This is a genomic window from Variovorax sp. LjRoot175 (assembly GCF_964253805.1).
Taxonomy (GTDB): Bacteria; Pseudomonadota; Gammaproteobacteria; order Burkholderiales; family Burkholderiaceae_C; genus Variovorax.
In genome coordinates, this window is the sequence record NZ_CAXURY020000003.1 from 419287 (window position 1) to 438358 (window position 19072).

Genomic DNA, 19072 nt, shown 5'->3' on the forward strand with positions numbered 1-19072 from the left:
AGTGCATGCATGTACAAGCATCTTCTCGTTCTCATCGACGGCACACCGCTGGCCACCGTCACCCTCGATCACGCGGTGGCATACGCGAAGTCTACCGGGGCGCGGCAGACCTTTCTGCACGTGCGTGCCGAAGCGACTGCCAGCTGCAACGGTGCCCCGCTGCACGCGATGTCGCCCGAGATGTTCACGGAGGCCGCCGCGGGCAACGCGCGCGCGGCGGTGGCCAAGGCCAAGGCCGAGGCGTCGGCGCGCGCCGCGAACGTCGACGGTGCCTCGATGGTGGAGACAGGGGATCGGCCGTACGAGGTGATCCTCGACGCCGCGATCCATGCCAGCTGCGACCTAGCGCTCATGGGGCCGCGCGCACGACGCGCTCTGAAAGGCGCCATCCGCAGCTCGGTGATCGACAAGGAGCGTGCCGCATGACGACGCGCCGCGTGCGCGTTGCGCGCAAGACGCTCGAGGCGCGGGACATTTGCAGCTTCGAGCTGGTCGCAGCTGATGGTGGCGCGCTGCCGCCGTTCACCGCCGGCGCGCACATCGACGTGCGTCTTGAAGGCGGTCTGGTGCGCCAGTACTCGCTGTGCAACGATTCGCGCGAGACGCAGCGCTATCAGATCGCGGTGCTGCGCGAACCGGCTTCGCGCGGCGGATCGCGGGCGATGCATGCGTTGGAGCCGGGGAAAGAGCTGGACATCTCCGCGCCGCGGAACCACTTTGCGCTGGCACCCGGCGCAAACCGCCACCTGCTGCTTGCCGGTGGCATCGGGATCACACCGATCCTGTGCATGGCCGAGCATCTGGGGGGAGAGGGCGCCGCGTTCGATCTGCACTATTGCACCCGCTCGGCCGACCGGACGGCTTTCGTGCAGCGCATCCACGCATCGGCGTTCGCGCAACGCGTGCAGCTGCACCACGACGAGGGGCCGGCCGCGCAGAGGATCGACATCGCCCGCGTCGTAGCGAACCCGCAGGCGGGCACGCATTTGTACGTGTGCGGACCCGCGGGCTTCATGGAGGCGGTGCTTTTGGCCGCGCGAGCCGCGGGCTGGCCCGATGCGGCGCTGCATCGCGAGTACTTCGCCGGCGGCGCAACGAAGTGCGACGCCGATGACGCCTTCGAGGTGCAGATTGCGTCGTCTGGTGCGGTGATCCGCGTGGCGTCCGATCAAGCCGTGGTCGCCGCGCTGGCCGCGGCCGGCGTGCAGGTGCCGGTCTCCTGCGAGCAGGGCGTCTGCGGCACCTGCCTGACGCGCGTGATCGGCGGCACGCCCGATCACCGCGACATGTTCCTCACCGAAGAGGAGCGCGCCCGCGGCGACCAGTTCACGCCCTGCTGCTCGCGCTCGAAGTCGCCGCGGCTGGTGCTGGATCTGTAGATCCGGGCGAGAGAGAGATGACGATGGCTGCTCACTACCCGAACAACGGCCCGGCGACGCAGGGCGGCGATCGACCTCGATGGTGCGGTTGGGGTGATCGCTTTTGTTGCGCCGCGTTGGCGGCCGCCGCGCTGGCCGGTTTCGCGCTGCTCGTCTGGTACGTCCGGCAGATGCCGGCGCTGCACTGAAATGACCATGTTTCGCTACTTCCCCACAAACTACGTCTGGAACCTCTCGGTCGATCTCGCCATCGAGATGGGCGCGCGCATTGGCGAGATCGAGGAAATGTGCGCCCCGCTGCACGAAGCGGCCAAGGCGCCGGACGCAGCGGGCACGCAGGCCTTCCGCGAGACCTGGGTACGCATGGCCGACAAGCTGTGCATGCTGGCCGAGGAGGACCGGGTGCGCGGCCGGCTGCTCTCCGCGGGCGAGAAGTTTGCGCGCGCCTCCAGCTACCTCATCACGGCCGAGCGGCTTCAGGCGCACGACGCGCCGGGCCGGTTGGCACTGTATCGCCGCCAGCTCAACCTCTTCGACGCGGGCGTGCGGCTGGTCGGCGAGAACTGCGAGCGCGTCGAGATCCCCTACGAAGGCAAGCACCTCGCGGCGTTGTACGTGCGCGCCGAGGGCGTGCAGGGCAGGGCGCCGATCCTGGTGCAGCTCAACGGCCTGGACTCGACCAAGGAGATGAAATACCGCGTCGGCCTGCCGGGGTGGCTGGCCCGGCGCGGCGTGTCCTCGCTCGTGGTGGACCAGCCCGGCACTGGCGAGGCGTTGCGTCTGCACGGGATGACGGCGCGCTACGACAGCGAGCACTGGGCCAGTCGCATCGTCGACTGGCTGCGGACGCGCGACGACGTCGATCCGAAGCGCATCGGCTGCGAAGGCGTGTCCCTGGGCGGCTACTACTGCCCACGCGCAGTGGCGATGGAGCCGCGTTTCGCCGCCGGCGTCTGCTGGGGCGCCAACCACGATTGGCGCGACGTGCAGAAGAAGCGCCTGCAGAAGGAAGGCGACTTTCCGGTGCCGCACTACTGGGCACACGTGTGCTGGGTCTGGGGCGCGAAGGACGTCCATGACTTCATGCGCATTGCCGAGAACGTGCACCTGGACGGAGTCGTCGAGAAGATCCGCGTTCCCTTCCTGGTCACGCACGGCGAGAAGGACACGCAGATCCCGCTGAAGTGGGCGCAGCGCACCTACGACCAGCTCGTCAACAGCCCGAAGCGTGAACTCAAGGTCTTCACTGATCGAGAAGGCGGCGCGCAGCACGCGAGCTTCGACAACAGCATCAACGCCGGCCACTACATCGCCGACTGGGTGGCCGAGACCCTCGGCGGCCGCATCGCAGCCACGGCCGGCTGATCCCTCAACCAGCAAGCAAGGACTCTCATGAACATCATCGGACTGGAAACACTCGTCTTCGCCGTCGACGATCTGGCGAATGGCGCGCAGTACCTCCGCGACTATGGCCTGGCCGACGCCGGTGGCGGCCGCTTCGAGGCGATGGACGGCACCGCGATCGTCATCATCGACGAGAAGGACCCGACGCTGCCGGCGCCGCCGGCACCTGGCTGCCGCCTGCGCCGCACCGTGATGGGCGTTGCCAGTCGCGCCGACCTCGACGCGATCGCCGCCGAACTGAAGCGCGACCGCGAGGTGCGCGAGCGGCCCGACGGCTCGATCGAGTCGATTGATGACGAAGGATTCGCGATCGCCTTCCAGGTCAGCATGCGCCGTTCGTTCGACAGAGCCGGCGAGATCGCAAACGCGCCGGGTTCGCCCTTCAGGCGGCCGGCCAACCAGCTCGGCGTCGACGCCGATGCGCCGCAGATCAAGCCGCGCACGCTCTCTCACGTCGTCTATTTCGTCGTCGACGCGGCAAAGGCCGAAGCCTTCTACGTCGAACGCCTCGGCTTCCGCTGCACTGATCGCTTCACCGGCGTCGGCCCGTTCCTGCAGCCTGCCGGCACGCTCGATCACCACACCCACTTCTTCATCGAGGCGCCTGCGTTCATGAAGGGCTGCGAGCACTTCACCTTCCACTTCGCCGGCCCGGGCGAGATGCTGCAGAACGGCTGGCGATTCGTCGCCAAGGGCTACCAGCCGTTCTGGGGCCCGGGGCGGCACCAGCTGGGCTCGAACTGGTTCTGGTACTTCAACAGCCCATTCGGTTGTCACATGGAGATGGACGCCGACATGGACCTGCACGATGCGACCTGGACGCCGCGCGAGATGGCGATGGGTGCCGACAACTCGCAGGCCTTCCTGCTCGGCTACCGCAAGAAGTGGTCGCCGGGGCCGGGCACGACGGGGGACGGCGACTATGCCTGAGGCCGGTGACCGCACGCCGCCGCCACGGCGGCTGTGCCATCTCGCCGAGTTGCCCGACGGCGGCGCGCGCGGCTTCGATCCGCTGGATCGCGGGCGCCACACCGTGTTCGCCGTGCGACGCGGCGACACGGTGCGCGTATGGGCCGACCGCTGCCCGCACCACGGCACGCCGCTGCCGTGGCGCAAGGATGCCTACCTCAACGCGGCCGGCGACCGTATTGTCTGCGCCGCGCATGGCGCGCTGTTCGAGATCGACAGCGGCCTGTGCGTCCACGGCCCGTGCCTCGGCGATCGGCTGTGGCCGATACCGTTCGCGCTCACCGATCAGGGCGAGCTGCTGCTGGTCGCAGCCGCCATGCAAAACAACATCACCACTTCAGGAGACTCGGCATGACCCTTGCAGCCCAACACATCCTCATCATCGGCGGAGGCTTTTCCGGCATGTCGGCCGCGATCGAGCTGCGCAAGCTCGGCGCCGAGGTTGACCTCGTCGAGATCGACCCAGGCTGGCGCAACTACGGCGCCGGTATCAGCCTGGGCGGCGCGACGCTGCGCGCGTTCCGCCAGCTCGGCATCCTCGACGCCTTCCTCGAGCACGGCGCCGCGCACGACGGCGTCTCGCTGCGGCTGCCCAATGGGGCGCAGGTCGCCGAGCTGCCGACGCCGCGCATCGCAGGCCCCGACGTGCCAGGAGGCGGCGCTATCATGCGACCGGTGCTCGGCCGGCTGCTGGCCGACGCGACACGTGCCGCCGGCACCACGGTGCGCCTGGGCTGTACCTTCACTTCCATCGAGCAGGATGCCGAAGGCGTGGAGCTGAGCTTCACCGACGGACAGCGCCGCCGCTATGACCTCGTCATCGGAGCCGACGGCCTGTATTCGAAGTTGCGCGAGACCCTCTTCCCCGACGCGCCCAAGCCGCGCTACACCGGCCAGGCCTGTTGGCGCGCCGTGGTGCCGCGTCCGCCGGAAATCCGCAATGCGACCATGTGGATCGGTCCGCAGGTCAAGCCGGGCGTCAACCCGGTGTCGAAGACCGAGATGTACCTCTTCCTTCTCGAGCCGCGGCCGGTCAACGAGCATGTCGATCCGGCGACCTTTGTCGATCAGTTGCGCGGCCTGCTCGCCGACTTTCCCGCGCCGGAGCTGCAGGCGATTCGCGCAGGACTCGGGCCGACATCTCAGGTCGTGTTCCGCCCGCTCGAAGCGCTGCTGATGCCGCGACCATGGTCCAAGGGCCGCATCGTACTGATCGGTGACACCGTGCATGCGACCACGCCGCACCTGGCGTCGGGTGCCTGCATCGGCATCGAGGATGCACTCGTGCTGGCCGAGGAGGTCGGACGGCACGACCGTGTCGAAGCCGCGCTGTCGGCGTTCGAGGCACGGCGCTGGGAGCGTTGCCGAATGGTCGTCGAGAACTCGGCCCGCCTCGGCGAGATCGAGATCGACGGCGGCGACAAAGAGGAGCACACCGGGATCATGCGCAACTCGCTGATGGCGCTGGCGCAGCCGATATGAAAACCACGGCCCCTGTGCCGCAGGAGAAGACGATGATCAAGACCGATTCGACCCGCGGCCGCATTGGGCTGATGGTGGCGCACTGCGCCGGCATGCTGGACACCGTGGCATTGCCCGTCTGGGTGGGCACGCTGGTGGCGGCGTATCACTTCGACCCGCAGCAGGCGGGCCTGCTGGTCACGCTCTTTCTCGGCGGCGTCGTGGTGGCCAGCGTGCTGCTCGCGCCGCGCTTCAACCGCCTGTCGGGCCGTGCGGTTTCGACGTTGGGCTTCCTCGCGTGCGCGCTCGGTTTCGGCGCGGCGTCGTTGACGACCGACTTCGTGATGCTCGCGCTCGTTCACGCGCTGTGCGGCGCGGCGACCGGCGCGGCGCTGAGCGTCACGCACGGCACGATTGCGCTGAGCGCGCGACCGCACCGGCTGTTCGCGATCGTCAACACCGCGCTCGGTATCGCCGCCGTCTTCTATCTCGGCATCACGCCCCAGATTGTCGCGAAGGCGGGCGGCCCGGCGCTGTTCCTCGTGTTCGGCGCCGTGATGGCGCTGGCCGCACTGGTCAGCCTCTTTGCATTCCCGTCCGCCGAGACCGCACCGGCGGCTGCCGCTGTCGCCGGCGCGCCGACGATGCAGGCGCCGGCGCGCTTCGGGCGCGCGGTGTGGTTCGGCATCGCGGGCATCGCGCTGGTGACGGTCACGCAGGCGATGGTCTTCAGCTTCGTCGAGCGCATCGGCAACGCGCGCGGCTTCGGTGCCGAGGCGGTCGCCGGTGTGCTGATCGCGCTGGGCTTCGTCAACCTGCTGCCAGCCCCGCTCGCCGCGCTGCTGGAGCGGCGGCTGCCGGCGCGCCTCGTGCTGGTGAGCGCGCCGGTCGTGCAGGCGGCGCTGGCCGTGACGGTGATGAACACCACCGCCTTCTTCGCCTATGGCGCCGCGGCGTCGGTCATCGTCGCGGTCGCGATCTTTTCGCACACCTTCGCATTCGGCCTGCTCGCGCGGCTGGAGCCCACGGGCCGCGCGCTGTCGGCCACGCCAGCCATGCTGATGACAGGCGCGGCGATCGGGCCGGTGCTCGGAGGCACGCTGATCAAGTTCTTCGGCTACGGCAGTCTCGGCATCGCCGCGATCGTGCTGTGCAGCGGCGCGGTGCTGTGCTACTCGCGCCTGCCACGCCAGAGCGCTGCCGCGCCGAGGCCCACGCCTGCGCCGGCGCAGGCCTGAACTCTTCCTTCATTCAAGTCCCCTCGCCATGAAGATTCGGCGCCGTTTCGTCGACCTGTCGATCTACCTCGAGAACGACGTGCTGTCGGATCCGCCGCCGCTGGCGCCGAAGATCACCTACCAGAAGCATGACACACTGCCCGAGTTCATCGCGATGCTGCCCGGCACGAAGCCTGAGGACTATCCGGACGGCGAGGCCGCGGCCGCTGAGTGGGTGGCGCTGGCCACGCACAACGGCACCCACCTCGATGCGCCGTACCACTTTCATTCGACGCAGGATGCGAAGCTCGGCGGCAGTCGGCCATCGATCACGATCGATCAGGTGCCACTCGAGTGGTGTTTCCAGCGCGGCGTGAAGCTCGACTTCCGCGACTTCCCCAACGGCTACGTCGCGACCGCGGCCGACGTCGAGGCCGAGCTGAAGCGCGTCGGCCACGTGCTGGAGCCGCTGGACATCGTCGTCGTCAACACCCGCGCCGGCTCGCGCTACGGCCACAAGGACTACGTGTCCTCGGGCTGCGGCATGGGCTACGAGGCGACGATGTTCCTGCTCGAGCGCGGCGTGCGGCTCACCGGCACCGACGCGTGGAGTTGGGATGCGCCGTTCCCCTACACCGCGAAGAAGGTCGCCGAGACCGGCAACAAGGCGCTGATCTGGGAAGGGCACAAGGCGGGCCGCGACATCGGCTACTGCCACCTCGAAAAGCTGCACAACCTCGAGGCGCTGCCGCCACACGGCTTCACGATCAGCTGCTTCCCGCACAAGATCCGCGGCGCGAGCGCCGGATGGACTCGCGCGGTCGCCATCTTCGAAGAGTGACCAGGGCTGACCTGCGTTCACGAAGCGTCTCCCATCTCACATCTCTCCAGGAGTCCACCATGAGCTTTCCCCCGATCCACCGCGTCGTCACCGGCCACGATGCCGAAGGCAAGGCGATCGTCACCAGCAATGGCCCGCTGCCCACCGTGATCGAGCTTCAGGCCATCCCCGGCACCGTCTTCCATGAGGTGTGGGAGACGCACGCCACGCCGGCGCCTTTGACCAACGCGGCGGACCCCACCACCGGTCCGTTGAAGCTGCCGCCGCCCAAGCTCGGCACGCGCATTCGCTTCGTCGACATCCCGCCGGACACCAAAGAGTTCCTGGCGCAAGGCGCCGCGCAGATGAAGGATGCCTTCACGCAGGCGGGTGACGTGGCCGCCTCCACCGTCAAGCGCGACTCGCCGCACCCCCTGATGCATCGCACCGAGTCGATCGACTACGGCGTGGTGATCGAAGGCGAGATGACGCTGGTGCTCGACGATTCCGAGGTGTCGCTCAAGGCGGGAAGCGTCGTGATTCAGCGCGGCACCAACCACGCGTGGGCCAACCGCTCGGGCCGGCCCTGCCGGATGCTTTTCGTGCTGATCGACGGCGCCTACGAGCCGTCGATTGCGACTGCGCTGGCCGGGCGCTGAGCCGCTGCGAAAGAGCAATCACGATGAAGTTCGCCACACTGAAAGACGGCTCGCTCGATGGGCGCCTGGTCGTCGTCTCGCAGGACCTGAAGCATGCCGTCGCCGCGCCGAGGGTCGCGCCCAGCCTGCTCGACGCACTGCAGCGCTGGGACGCCGTGCGCCGGGCATTGCAGGATCTTTCCGATGCGCTGAACGCGGGCGTCGTCGACGGCGTGTTTCCTTTCGACCCCGCCGCGTGCGCTGCGCCGCTGCCGCGCAGCCCGCAATGGCTGGACGGCTCGGCCTTCCTCAACCATGGCCGGCTGATGGAGCGCGCCTTCAACACGCCGCCCATCCCCGACTTCGAGAACGTGCCGGTGATGTATCAGGGCGCGAGCGACGACTTCCTCGGCCCCATGGACGACGTGCCGCTGCCTGACGAAGCGCACGGCATCGACTTCGAAGGCGAGTTCGGCGTGGTCTGCGGCCCGGTGCCGATGGGCGTCACGCCCGAGGCGGCCCTGCAATGCATCCGCCTCATCGTGCAGGCCAACGACTGGAGCCTGCGTGTGCTGGGCCCGCGCGAGATGAAGACGGGTTTCGGCTTCCTGCAGGCCAAGCCATCGACCGCTTTCGCCCCCATCGCGATCACGCCCGACGAACTGGGCGACGCCTGGAACGGCGGGCGCGTGTGCATGCCGCTGCACGTGCAGTGGAACGGTGAACGCTTCGGCGAACCTTCGGGCGGCGAGATGAACTTCGACTTCGGCCAGCTCGTCGCGCATGCCGCGCGCACGCGCAAGCTCACCGCCGGCACGATCCTGGGCTCGGGCACGGTTTCCAACGTCGCGCGCACGGCCGGATCGGCGTGCATCGCGGAACGTCGCGTGATCGAGAAGCTGGACGTGGGCGAGATCCGCACCGGCTTCATGAAGTTCGGCGACCGCCTGCGCATGCAGGCGCGCTTCGCCGATGGGCGCGAGGGGCCGTTCGGCGTCATTGACCAGCGTGTCGTGCGCGCGCAGGAGCAATGACTATGCACGTGCTGATCACCGGTGCGAACGGCTTTGTCGGCCGAGCCCTCGGCGCGCGCCTGCTCGCCGACGGCACGCTGCAGGGGCGCCGCATCGAGCGCCTGAGCGCGCTCGATCTCGATTTCGGTGACGCGCCGTCTGCGCAAGGCGTCCTGCGCCGCCATGCCGGCGACCTGGCCGATCCGGCGTGGCTGACGTCCGTGCTGGCAGCCTGGCCAGTGGACGTGGTGTTCCACCTCGCCAGCATCCCGGGCGGCAGCGCCGAGGCCAACTACGCGCTGGCCCGCCGCGTGAATCTGAATGCGACGATCGACCTGCTGGAACGCGGGCAGGCGCAAGCGGCGGCCGGTGGCCCGGCGCCGGTGTTCGTGTTCGCGAGCACGATCGCGGTGTTCGGCGCCATGCCGCCCCTGGTGACTGACGACGCCCTGCCGCGGCCGGCAATGACCTACGGCGCACAGAAGCTGGTGGGCGAGATCCTGATCGACGACTTCAGCCGCCGCGGCTGGATCGATGGGCGCTCGTTGCGCATCCCCGGCGTGCTCGCGCGGCCGCCGGCACGGACCGGCCAGCTCTCGGCCTTTCTCAGCGACATCATCCGCGAGCTTGCTGCCGGCCGGCCCTTCACATGCCCGATGTCGGCCGAAGCCACGACCTGGGCTTCGTCGCTGCCCAACGTGGTGTCGAACCTGCTTCACGCTGCGGCGCCGTCGCTGCCGGGGCTGGAGAGCCGGCGCACGTTCACGCTGCCGACGTCGCGGTTCTCGATGCGCCAGCTCGTCACGGCGATCGGCGAGGTCCGCGGAGCGGCTGTGCACCCGTTGGTCACCTACCAGCCTGAGCCGCACATCGAGGCCTTGTTCGGGTCGTTCGGCGAGCTGCGCACCGACGCCGCGCTGGCCGCCGGCTTCGAGCGCGATGCGAGTCTGGCCGACCTGGTCAGGCTGGCGTTGCAGGGCGACGCCAGCGGCGTCTGACAACACTCCCAACTTCTCGAGGTACCAATCCATGAAAGCTGCTCGTCTCCACTCGTACGGCGATGTCGATCAATTCGTGATCGATGAAGTGCCCATTCCCAAGCCGGGTGCCGGCGAGGTTCTGATCAAGATCGAAGCCTCTGCGGTCAACCCCTTCGACCTGATGGTCCGCCCGGGCTTCATGGCCCAGTTCATTCCCCTGGACCTTCCGGCCGTGCTGGGTGGCGACGCTGCCGGTGTCGTGATGGACAAGGGAAGTGACGTGAGCGGCTTCTCGGTCGGTGATCGGGTGATCGCCGACTTCGCCACCAACGGCAAGGGGGCCTATGCCGAACTCGGGGTCGTACCCATCACGGCCGTTGCCAAGCTTCCGGCCAATCTCAGCTTCGAGCAGGGCGCCACCCTGCCTAAAGCCGGACTGACCGGACGTCAGACGGTCGATGCGTTGGGCGTGCGCGCGGGTGCCCGTGTGCTGATTTCCGGGGGCCTCGGTGCGGTCGGTCGCGCCGCGATCCAGTATCTTCAGGAGATCGGCGCCAAGCCGGTGGCCGGCGTCCGGCCCGAACGGATCGAAGAAGCGCGCCAGCTGGCGGGTGACGCGCTCGACATCACCGCGCCGCCAGCCGGCGCCACGTTCGACTACGCCATCAGCGCGGCGGCCCCGATGGCGACGCACCTCATCCAGCACGTGCGGGACGGAGGTCAAGTGGCCAGCATCGTTCCGGTGCCAGAGGGCGCGAACGCGGGCAATCGCGTGCGCATTCAGGAGCTCTACCACCGCGCCGATGCGGCCACGCTCGAAGCCGTGGCCAACGCCGCTGCGCGTGGCGCATTGATGATCCCCATCGCCAAGACGTTCCGGCTGGAGCAAGTCGGCGCTGCCCACGCGGCGGTGGCCGCCGGTAGCCGTGGCAAGGTCGTGCTGAAGCACTGAAATGAACAGCGCCTGCACGCCTATCCCCTATAAGCGTGCACGGCATGCCTGCGAGCCAGACGCCGCTCACCGTCTAGCGCTGGCCGAGCTCGCCCAGCGCGCGCGTGCCGGCGGGGGGTGTTCAACGTCGTGACTGGCAATAGCCCCCGCCCTCGACGGCACGCTGACTTCGCACCCCGCTCGTGCGCAAGATCACGCTCACGGGCTCGACCGAAGTGCGACGCTTGCTCCTCGGTCAGGTCTTCGCCGGTGAGGTCGTCCTTGCCTTCGGTCTTCGGCGGATTGAACTTGACGTGGTAGATGCGTCCCGATGCCGGGTGCGAGCGACGGCCGCTCATGCGTTCGATGATGTCGGCGAAAGGCACGTCGATCTCGAGCACGTAGTCGATCTTGACGCCATGATTACTTTGAATTTTCGGGCGGGTTTTTCACCATTGATTGAATTTTCCGGTTGCCAGGCCGCATGACCTGGTCGCGGGTTGGCTGGCGCTGCCGACGACCGCTTTCCGGCAATCATGATGTCCGCTGGCGGGCTGGAATGGGCCCAGAGGAGCCCGTGGCGATTTTCTGATCGACCGACAGCTCCACCTTGGAACCGGTCGACACGTCCCGACCGAAGTTTCCAGCAGAGCAGTCATTCAAGTATCGACCTGCTCTCCTGTGATCTAACAAACAGCGTGATGCCTGTATGCCCCTTCTTAAAACGCGGGCGCCGGCATCCCGGCACCCCAGACGAGGAGAGCGACGCCGGTCGCGTAGCCGAGCCAATGCCCCGCAGGGACAGTCTTTTCGCACAGTACGAAAAGCGCGAGGCCCGCAATCCAGTAGAGGTTCATCACACCGCCGATAAACATCAGCCCCATAAGGAACCAGCAGCAGCCAACGCAGATAGCGCCGTGCAAAAGGCCCATGCGCAGCGCGCCACGGGCGCCCGGCCGCCAATGTGCGCTAAGGAATGCAAGCGGCGACCGGCAGTGACGAAGACAGGCATGCTTGATCAGGGTGAGTTGGTAAACGCCGGCGGCGAGCAGCAGGAGGCCGTCCAAAGTCGCGTTGGTCGCGACCAGCATCGGTGAAAGGATACCGGCGAACTCGAACCCCCACTGCAGGACTACCTCGACCAGGCTGAAGCCGGCCCAAGCGGCGAGATAGCCAAACGCGAAAATGCTCGTCGCGACGTAAGGATGGCCGGCGTCGCGCTGCTTGCGATTGACTGTCGCAAACAAAAGGATCACTGGCGCCGCGCTGGGCAGCATCATCGCGACCATCATGACCCACCACATGAAGAACATCAGGACTGCATAGCCGGGCGTCCAGACTGCAGGCGTCATCATGGCCATTCCAGCCATGCCCTCTTCGGATACGACCCCTGCCATCCCGAACTGCGACATGCGGGTCATCTCTAACGCTGACATGCCCATCCCGGCACCGGTCAGTAGATACGCCCACGACAGGGCGATGACCGCAAATAGCGCCGTAATTACTACCACACGATCGCGCCTGATCACTGCCTCAAGTGTGGCGTCGACGGGTACCGTCCTCACACTTCACCCGATCATGTTCGCCGATTAAGGGTAACTCTTTCCTGCGCTACTTCGACACCGTCCCTGCCGGAGGTCACGTGTCAAGCCATGCTGTAAGCCTTGATCTCTCGCGGACCAACCCATTCTGATTGAAGTGGTGTACGCAAAAATGGGCCCATGAGTCCTCGAACGCCATCTCCATGTCGCCCGTCACAGAGGTCGTCCCCACTCCGATCTCTGCGTAGGTAAACTCGAAACTACCACTCGGACGTGCCAGCGCAATGTGGAATGGTTCCCCATTGAATTCGTTGATTATCGACCTGCCACTGCTCTTCATGATGCCCGGTATGTCAACTTTTGCAGTCCTGAGCTCCAAATTTGCCTCGAGATGGATCGGCAGGAACAATGTCCCGCACAGTTCCGAGCATGTGGACGCAAACACGGAAAACAGATTGCTCAATGGTTCGCATGCTTCACCGGAGATGATGATTTCAAGTGCGATCCGTTGAGCTTCATCCGCACGCTCGTCGATAACGATCTGGCGTTTCCCGTTCCCGTCCTTGATCTCGCCAGGCCACTTGTACAGTGCAGCCCAATGCAGCCCCGCGAGCGGCGTATCGTTGAAATGACCTTCAACGATCTTGCCGACGAATGCCGACTGACAATACCCATGAGTGCTCGGCAAGTTGAATTGGCAACCGCAATTCACGGCGCAACTGCAGTTATCGTAGGTTTCGCTCTTGAACAGCCATTGGTGAGCCATCTCGATCCTCCTGGTCTGTCACTCGTTTCATCAACGATGCGCGAAGGATGCGCCGCCAGGCGTTCCGAAAGCGTTCCCTCTCAACCGGACTCGCCCAGAAGGTCGGTGGCGGCCCGGAACGCCGGGAGATCATGGCCCGACGGAATGGTCTCGACGAGGTCCCCGAGTTGCTCACGCAGTGTCTGATCGGGAAATCGACTGGCCAAGGAGTGCAGCGCCCGAAGCTCCAGCCAGCCCGCCCCTTGAGCGCTGGCGATCTCGATGGCACGGCGCAGAGAAGCGGCGGCGGTTTCGGTTTCTCCGCTGCGATAAGCCAGCTCACCGTCGACTCGCCACAGCTCGGCCTCGAGATAGCGCTGGTTGCAGCGGTGTGACCACATGAGCGCCTCGCGTGTGGCGGCTCGTCCCTGGTGGAACTCGCCGAGCATGCCGCGAGCGCGGGCGAGGAGAAGGAGTGTGTAGGTCAGGTGGAGGGTCTCCCCTTCGGCACGCGAGCGCGCCGCCGACCGCACGATCTTCTCGATGCCCTCAGCCGATCCCTCGCACACGTCCAGCCAGCCCCGAAGCGCCTCCAGGACGACCATGAGGTAGCGCTCCGAAAGACGCTTCCACAGAAGGTCGGCCTCCGCGAGCAGCTCGGCGAGGCGGGAGAGATCTTCGGATTCGGCCGCGAGGATCGCCGCGTAAGTGATGACGTACGCCAACGTCATCAGATGATCGAGATCCACCGCGATCTCAAGTGCAGATCGAGCTGTGTGGCCGGCCCTGTCGGCATCTCCGGCCCACAGCTCGACGAGGGCCAGCCGTACCAGGCAAACCGCCTTCGGGTCCTGGGCGTACAACGCCAGATGCTCGTCGCGACGGGACACGTCATAGGCTTCGATAGCGCCATCGAGATGGTGGCGGGCTCCGGCCAGATCGCCCCGCCAGAACGCGCTCACGCCGAGGAGATATCGGCCCTCTGTCCTGGCGATCGGATCATGACTCTCATGCTCGAGAAGGGCCCGGGCGAGTTCATCGCAATCGTCGAAGCGGCAGCCCTGCAGCCGGGCGAGGCCGAGACCACGCAGGATCGGCGGCGCCACGGGTCTGTGAAGCTTGCGGCATAGCGAAAGGGCTCGCTCGTAGAGTTGGTGCGCACCCTTGGAGCCGTAGCCGTCGAGGGCAACAAGCGGGGATCCGAGGGCGATCCGGATATCGAGCTCGAGCGCGTCGCGGTCGGGTGACGGTGGCAGGTCGGCGAGCAGTGCGAGCGCTCGCTGAAACATGGTGACCGCTTCTTCGAGGGCCGACACGGCCACCGCTCGGCGCCCCGCCACGCGGTAGGCATCGATGGCCGCATCCACCATGCCGGCCTGGTCGTAGTGTGCGGCGAGCTGCGGGCTGGCCGCGTCGATGTCGCCGTGGGGCTCGACCGCAATCGCCTCGGCGACAGCCCGGTGGAGTTGGCGTCGACGAGCCGGGCTGAGCATCTCCAGCGCGACCGCACGAAGCTTGTCGTGACTGAAATCGTACGTGAGCCCCTGATCGCGGATGATCCGTCGACGCCAGAGTTCGTCGACGTGATCAATGAGCTCGCCCTCATCGATCCCAGTGGCCGAGACCATCACACCGACTGAGAAGGGGCGACCGATGACGGCCGCCACTTCTGCCAGTCGCCGGGCGCCGTCAGTCAGTTGGCCCAGTCGGGCGCGCAGCACCGACCGCATGGTCTGTGTGAGCACTCCTCGAGTTTCATCAGGGGAGATCCCAGCTCGAAGAGCCTCAATGACAAAGAGCGGATTGCCTTCGGTCTCGCTCCAGAGTCGTGCCGCCAGTGCCGGATCAATCGTGTCCTCAGCGCGTAGCCGGGCAGCGAGCGTCGCAGTCGTGGCTTCGTCGAGTCGGTCGAGTGGCACGGTGGTCACTGCCTGGTCGTGGCCCAAGGCGTCGACGAGTCCAACGAGGGGATGATGCTCCGGGATCTCCTCCGAGCGGACAGTACCGACGATGAGAACCGGTGCCGTCCGTCCTGAACGGATGACGAAACCGATCAACTCGATGGTCTCGGCGTCACACCACTGCAGATCGTCGATGATCAGCAAGCGCGGGCGGTCGCCGACGACGATGGCTCGGGTCACGGCATCGAACAATCGATGGCGCTGGGCCAGGTCGCCCGACTGGCTCCGTTCAGATGGCTGGGAAACGTCGCGGAGTTCGGGCAGGAGACGAGCGAGCTCGGCCCTCCAAACCCTGTCGAGCGTGTCGATGTGGCTTCGCAGTGCATCCGATCGGAGCAGGTCGACGACGGGACCCCACGGCAGTCTGCCCGCAGCCTCGTACGCACGAGCCGATGCCACCACGTGTCCCTCTGCTCGAACGCGGCGGCCGAGTTCCAGTGCGAGACGGGACTTTCCGATCCCCGGTTCCCCGGTCACCAACACTAGATGGGCCACACCCTCCTGCGAGGTCTTCCATGCTTCATAGAGCTGGTTCCATTCGAGGTCCCGGCCGACGAAGGGCGATTCGGCGACGGGCAGGTCTTTGCCCTGCACTTCGTCCCGCTTGAGTGTGCCAGCCCGGAGCTGTCGGTACATGGCCCCGATCGCCTCGCTCGGTGCCGCTGCGAGATCGCGCTCGAGCACGTCCGCGTACCGATGGTAGGAGCGCACCGCCGCGGCTCTATCGCCAAGCGCGAGATGTGCCTTCATCTGAACTCGAACGGCAGCTTCGTCGGTCGGCTCCAGGTCGATGATGCGTTGGGCATGCCTGATCGTGGCTCTGTGGTCCTTGCGCCTCGCAGCCGCTTCTGTCAGCCGCACCAGGGCCCCATACGCCTGCGCTCGAAGTCTCTCTCGCTCGCTCAGGACCCAGTCGTCATAACAAGCTGGAAGGAGATCGCCCGAATAGAGGCGCCCAGCGAGCTCGAAATCACCGGCCGCCAAGGCATCCTGGAATCTCAGCACGTCGACCTCGCCCGGTCCACTCGGAATCCACCGCACAGTCTCGTTGTCGATCTCGACGAACTCATGGGTGTCGGGAAGGGAATGACGGAAGTCGTGGAGCAGCTTTCTGAGGTTGGTGCGCGCCTGATGTTCGTCGGAGTCGGGCCAGAGCTCGAAGGCGAGTCGTGAGCGGTGCTGCGGGTCTCTCCGTAACGCGATCAACCCCAGAAACCGTTGCAAGCGAAGAGAGTTGAAGGCGCGAAGACGCCGGCCGTCCAGGATGATCTCGACGGCACCAAGAAGTCGGACCTGTAACCGCGTCGGCCGTTCGCCACCGACCCCGCTCCTATCACTCGGCATATGGCTCCTCGGGTGGCGGTCCAGCTCTGAAAGCAGCGCCAGTTCGATCCTTGAACAGCAGATACAGGGTTGGCCCTCCATGCCTGCCGGCATCGCAAGGCGCGAACGACCGCTTCGGAGATTTTGTCACTGCGCTCGGTCACAGAGCGACGTCTGCTGCACCTTGGGACCGGTCGTTGGCGACACGATTGTTTTGCTGGGTGAGCGGCCGGAAATGGCCGGATGCCGAAATTGGAGTCACAAACCGCTCTCACTGTACTGAGCCGCGGCAGCTCCGGCGCGAGTTCGCCAGCTTACTCAAGGCTGTACTGTTCCCGTAGCTCAGCCCATTTCAGCAAGCTGTCCAACGCTGGGCACAGCTGCTGCCCCCAAGCCGTCATCCGGTAGTCGACCTTTGGTGGCACTTGCGAGTGCACGGTACGTTCGACGATGCCATCAGCCTCAAGGCGTCGCAATTGCTGGGCGAGCATCTTCTGGGAGATGCCGGTGATGCGCTTCTCCAGGTCCGAGAACCGCAGCACCTGTCCACCGAAGAGGTGGAACAAGATGACGAGCTTCCAGCGCCCCTCCAGAAGGTTGAAGCACGCCTCGACGTCGATGGCGGCAGTGAGCGGCGTGTAAGCCTTACGCTCCACGGCGGGCCGAGCACTAACTTTTTGGTGCGTACTTGTCATCAGGGGAGCGTAAGCCGAGCATCCGGGCATTGCAACTTGCTCGCCGATGCCATGTCCGTTCCTCTCCCTGACGCCATTGCGCGATACCTTGAATCGCGCGGAGCCGACAACGCGGTCTCGTTGAGCGGGTGCTTCCACGCGGCGGCTGTTGTTCGAGACGAGGGCCAGACGTTCCGTGGCTTGAATGCCATCATGGCCTGGAAGGCAGCAGCCGAAGCCAAATACCAGTACCGGCTGACGCCACTCGGCCTCTCGCGGGAAGGCGGCACGTTCAAGCTGTTGGCGCACCTTGAAGGTAATTTCCCGGGCAACCAGGTCGATTTGATGCACGTCTTTAGCCTCAAGGACGGCCTCATCGACTCTCTCGAAATCCGTAGAGCTGTCGAACTCGAGGGCCGCACGGCCCTTGTCACGGGCGGCACCAAGGGGATTGGAGCCGCCGTGGTCGCGCAACTGATTCAGGCTGGAGCCACGGTGTTGACCGCAGCCCGCTCCGCGCCTGCGGACCTTGGGAAGGCCGCCTTTGTGGCCGCAGACCTGTCCACTGCAGCCGGCTGTGCCGAGGTTGCGCGCGCCGTCGAAGAACAGCTCGATGGCGTGGACATCGTGGTCCACGTGGCGGGCGGCTCATCGGCACCGGCCGGCGGCTTCGCCGTGCTTGATGACGACGAATGGCAGAAGGCTTTCGCCATGAACCTCTACGCTGCCGTTCGCATTGACCGAGCCCTGCTGCCGGGCATGCTTGCCCGCGGCGCGGGCGTCATCGTGCACATCACCTCCATCCAACGGCAGATGCCGTTGCCGGAGGCGACCACCGCCTACGCTGCCGCCAAGGCCGCCCTGTCGACGTACAGCAAGAGCCTGTCCAAGGAGGTCAGTCCAAAGGGCGTGCGTGTGGTGCGCGTGGCACCCGGTTGGGTGGAGACCGAAGCTGCGGTGAGCCTTGTCGAGAGAATCGCCGAAGAGAATGGAACGGACTACGACGGTGCACGCCGCTCCCTAATGAACTCCCTCGGCGGCATACCGCTTGGGCGTCCTGCAAGGCCACAGGAAGTCGCAGAGCTGGTCGGATTTCTGGTGTCACAGCGCGCAGCCTCCATCACGGGGGTCGAGTACGTTATCGACGGTGGAACAGTTCCCGTTGCGTGAGGCAAGCTGCGCGCAGCGGCGGTCTGCGCGGGGTGCCACCGGTAAGGCCAGTGAAGCCAAATGAAGAGTTCGACCATCGAATCGGAAGGTCGGGCCGAACGTCGGCTGTTGGCCGCAAGCCGCTGATGCTAGCCGCCTTCCCCAACGCCGACCGCGCGGCGCAGGTTTGTCTAGGGAAGGTCTGCAAAACGGGCCCAAGCCTTGCATGATCTGAAGCCATGATTTCCAAACGTGTGACGCCTCCAAATCAGCTCGGCCTCGGCCTGAACCTGTCCACCAAGAAGACGCGCAAGCGCGAGTTTCTCGAGGAGATGGATCGGGTGGTGCCCTGGGGCGCGTTGGTACAGGTCGTCGAGCCGCATGCGCCGCGAGCAAAGACCGGACGCCCGCCGTTTGCGATCGAGACGATGCTGCGCATTCACTATCTTCAACAGTGGTTCGGTCTGAGCGACCCAGCCATGGAAGAGGCGCTGCACGACGTGCCGCTGTACCGGGAGTTTGCGGGCCTGGGCGATGGCGTGAGCCGCCTGCCCGACGAGACCACCATCCTTCGGTTTCGCCATCTGCTGGAGGCTCACGACCTGGCTACCGACATGCTGCGCGTGGTCAACGACATCCTGCAAGCCAAGGGCCTGCTGCTGCGCACGGGGACCGTGGTGGACGCCACGTTGATCTCGGCGCCGAGCTCGACCAAGAACGCCGAAGGTGAGCGCGATCCGGAAATGCATCAGGTTAAGAAAGGCAACCAGTGGTTCTTCGGCATGAGATGTGGTCGACCACATCTCATGCCTAATGTGGCGTTGGTCCATATGTGGCGCCCGGCGGCATCCCCCTCGGGAGGCCGGT

At 66.1% G+C, this 19072-nt stretch carries 18 protein-coding genes and 2 pseudogenes; 15 read left to right on the forward strand and 5 right to left on the reverse strand.

Annotated elements, in window-relative coordinates; all coding sequences use genetic code 11:
* Positions 1-9: 9 nt before the first annotated feature.
* From ACSQ89_RS39835 to ACSQ89_RS39895, 13 genes are all read left to right on the forward strand, one after another.
* Positions 10-426: a universal stress protein gene (locus ACSQ89_RS39835; RefSeq protein ID WP_436297647.1), complete on the forward strand. Its 417-nt coding sequence runs from the start codon at positions 10-12 to the stop codon at positions 424-426.
* A complete protein-coding gene (locus ACSQ89_RS39840; RefSeq protein ID WP_436297648.1) occupies positions 423-1379 on the forward strand; it encodes a PDR/VanB family oxidoreductase in 957 nt (318 codons plus the stop codon). The genes ACSQ89_RS39835 and ACSQ89_RS39840 overlap by 4 nt, the downstream gene beginning before the upstream one ends.
* A 23-nt stretch (positions 1380-1402) precedes the next feature.
* The gene (locus tag ACSQ89_RS39845) at positions 1403-1567 is read left to right on the forward strand and encodes a hypothetical protein (protein WP_436297649.1); all 165 of its coding nucleotides are present in this window, start codon (positions 1403-1405) and stop codon (positions 1565-1567) included.
* Between the two features lie 7 nt (positions 1568-1574).
* On the forward strand, positions 1575-2744 hold the full coding sequence (locus ACSQ89_RS39850) for an alpha/beta hydrolase family protein (RefSeq protein WP_436297650.1): 1170 nt from the start codon (positions 1575-1577) through the stop codon (positions 2742-2744).
* A 27-nt stretch (positions 2745-2771) separates the two neighbouring features.
* Positions 2772-3713: a VOC family protein gene (locus tag ACSQ89_RS39855; RefSeq protein WP_436297651.1), complete on the forward strand. Its 942-nt coding sequence runs from the start codon at positions 2772-2774 to the stop codon at positions 3711-3713.
* Positions 3706-4107, forward strand: coding sequence for a Rieske (2Fe-2S) protein (locus ACSQ89_RS39860; RefSeq protein WP_436297652.1), 402 nt, complete (start codon positions 3706-3708; stop codon positions 4105-4107). The genes ACSQ89_RS39855 and ACSQ89_RS39860 overlap by 8 nt, the downstream gene beginning before the upstream one ends.
* A complete protein-coding gene (locus tag ACSQ89_RS39865; RefSeq protein ID WP_436297653.1) occupies positions 4104-5234 on the forward strand; it encodes an FAD-dependent oxidoreductase in 1131 nt (376 codons plus the stop codon). The genes ACSQ89_RS39860 and ACSQ89_RS39865 overlap by 4 nt, the downstream gene beginning before the upstream one ends.
* Positions 5231-6451: an MFS transporter gene (locus ACSQ89_RS39870; protein WP_436297654.1), complete on the forward strand. Its 1221-nt coding sequence runs from the start codon at positions 5231-5233 to the stop codon at positions 6449-6451. The genes ACSQ89_RS39865 and ACSQ89_RS39870 overlap by 4 nt, the downstream gene beginning before the upstream one ends.
* A gap of 28 nt (positions 6452-6479) precedes the next feature.
* On the forward strand, positions 6480-7271 hold the full coding sequence (locus ACSQ89_RS39875; RefSeq protein WP_436297655.1) for a cyclase family protein: 792 nt from the start codon (positions 6480-6482) through the stop codon (positions 7269-7271).
* Between the two features lie 59 nt (positions 7272-7330).
* On the forward strand, positions 7331-7909 hold the full coding sequence (locus tag ACSQ89_RS39880; RefSeq protein ID WP_436297656.1) for a cupin domain-containing protein: 579 nt from the start codon (positions 7331-7333) through the stop codon (positions 7907-7909).
* 23 nt (positions 7910-7932) lie between these two features.
* Positions 7933-8922: a fumarylacetoacetate hydrolase family protein gene (locus ACSQ89_RS39885; RefSeq protein ID WP_436297657.1), complete on the forward strand. Its 990-nt coding sequence runs from the start codon at positions 7933-7935 to the stop codon at positions 8920-8922.
* A 2-nt stretch (positions 8923-8924) separates the two neighbouring features.
* Positions 8925-9899 carry an NAD-dependent epimerase/dehydratase family protein gene (locus tag ACSQ89_RS39890; RefSeq protein WP_436297658.1) on the forward strand — a complete coding sequence of 325 codons (975 nt, stop codon included), beginning with the start codon at positions 8925-8927 and terminating at the stop codon, positions 9897-9899.
* A 76-nt stretch (positions 9900-9975) separates the two neighbouring features.
* A complete protein-coding gene (locus ACSQ89_RS39895; protein WP_436297659.1) occupies positions 9976-10833 on the forward strand; it encodes an NADP-dependent oxidoreductase in 858 nt (285 codons plus the stop codon).
* Positions 10834-11068: 235 nt separating this feature from the next.
* Here ACSQ89_RS39895 and ACSQ89_RS39900 read toward each other — a convergent pair.
* The 5 genes and pseudogenes from ACSQ89_RS39900 to ACSQ89_RS39920 form a co-directional block, all read right to left on the reverse strand.
* A pseudogene (locus ACSQ89_RS39900) lies at positions 11069-11231 on the reverse strand (adenylate kinase); the annotation flags it as partial.
* Between the two features lie 300 nt (positions 11232-11531).
* Positions 11532-12323, reverse strand: coding sequence for a DUF2182 domain-containing protein (locus tag ACSQ89_RS39905; protein WP_436297660.1), 792 nt, complete (start codon positions 12321-12323; stop codon positions 11532-11534).
* Positions 12324-12450: 127 nt separating this feature from the next.
* Positions 12451-13119, reverse strand: coding sequence for a DUF1326 domain-containing protein (locus tag ACSQ89_RS39910; protein ID WP_436297661.1), 669 nt, complete (start codon positions 13117-13119; stop codon positions 12451-12453).
* A gap of 80 nt (positions 13120-13199) precedes the next feature.
* Positions 13200-16484: an ATP-binding protein gene (locus tag ACSQ89_RS39915; RefSeq protein WP_436297662.1), complete on the reverse strand. Its 3285-nt coding sequence runs from the start codon at positions 16482-16484 to the stop codon at positions 13200-13202.
* A gap of 212 nt (positions 16485-16696) precedes the next feature.
* Positions 16697-17077, reverse strand: coding sequence for a winged helix-turn-helix transcriptional regulator (locus ACSQ89_RS39920; RefSeq protein ID WP_436297663.1), 381 nt, complete (start codon positions 17075-17077; stop codon positions 16697-16699).
* A gap of 324 nt (positions 17078-17401) precedes the next feature.
* Between ACSQ89_RS39920 and ACSQ89_RS39925 the strand changes: the two genes are divergently transcribed.
* Together ACSQ89_RS39925 and ACSQ89_RS39930 are read left to right on the forward strand one after the other, a co-directional pair.
* Positions 17402-18226 carry an SDR family oxidoreductase gene (locus ACSQ89_RS39925; RefSeq protein WP_436297848.1) on the forward strand — a complete coding sequence of 275 codons (825 nt, stop codon included), beginning with the start codon at positions 17402-17404 and terminating at the stop codon, positions 18224-18226.
* A gap of 218 nt (positions 18227-18444) precedes the next feature.
* A pseudogene (locus ACSQ89_RS39930) lies at positions 18445-18993 on the forward strand (IS5 family transposase); the annotation flags it as partial.
* Positions 18994-19072 lie beyond the last annotated feature (79 nt).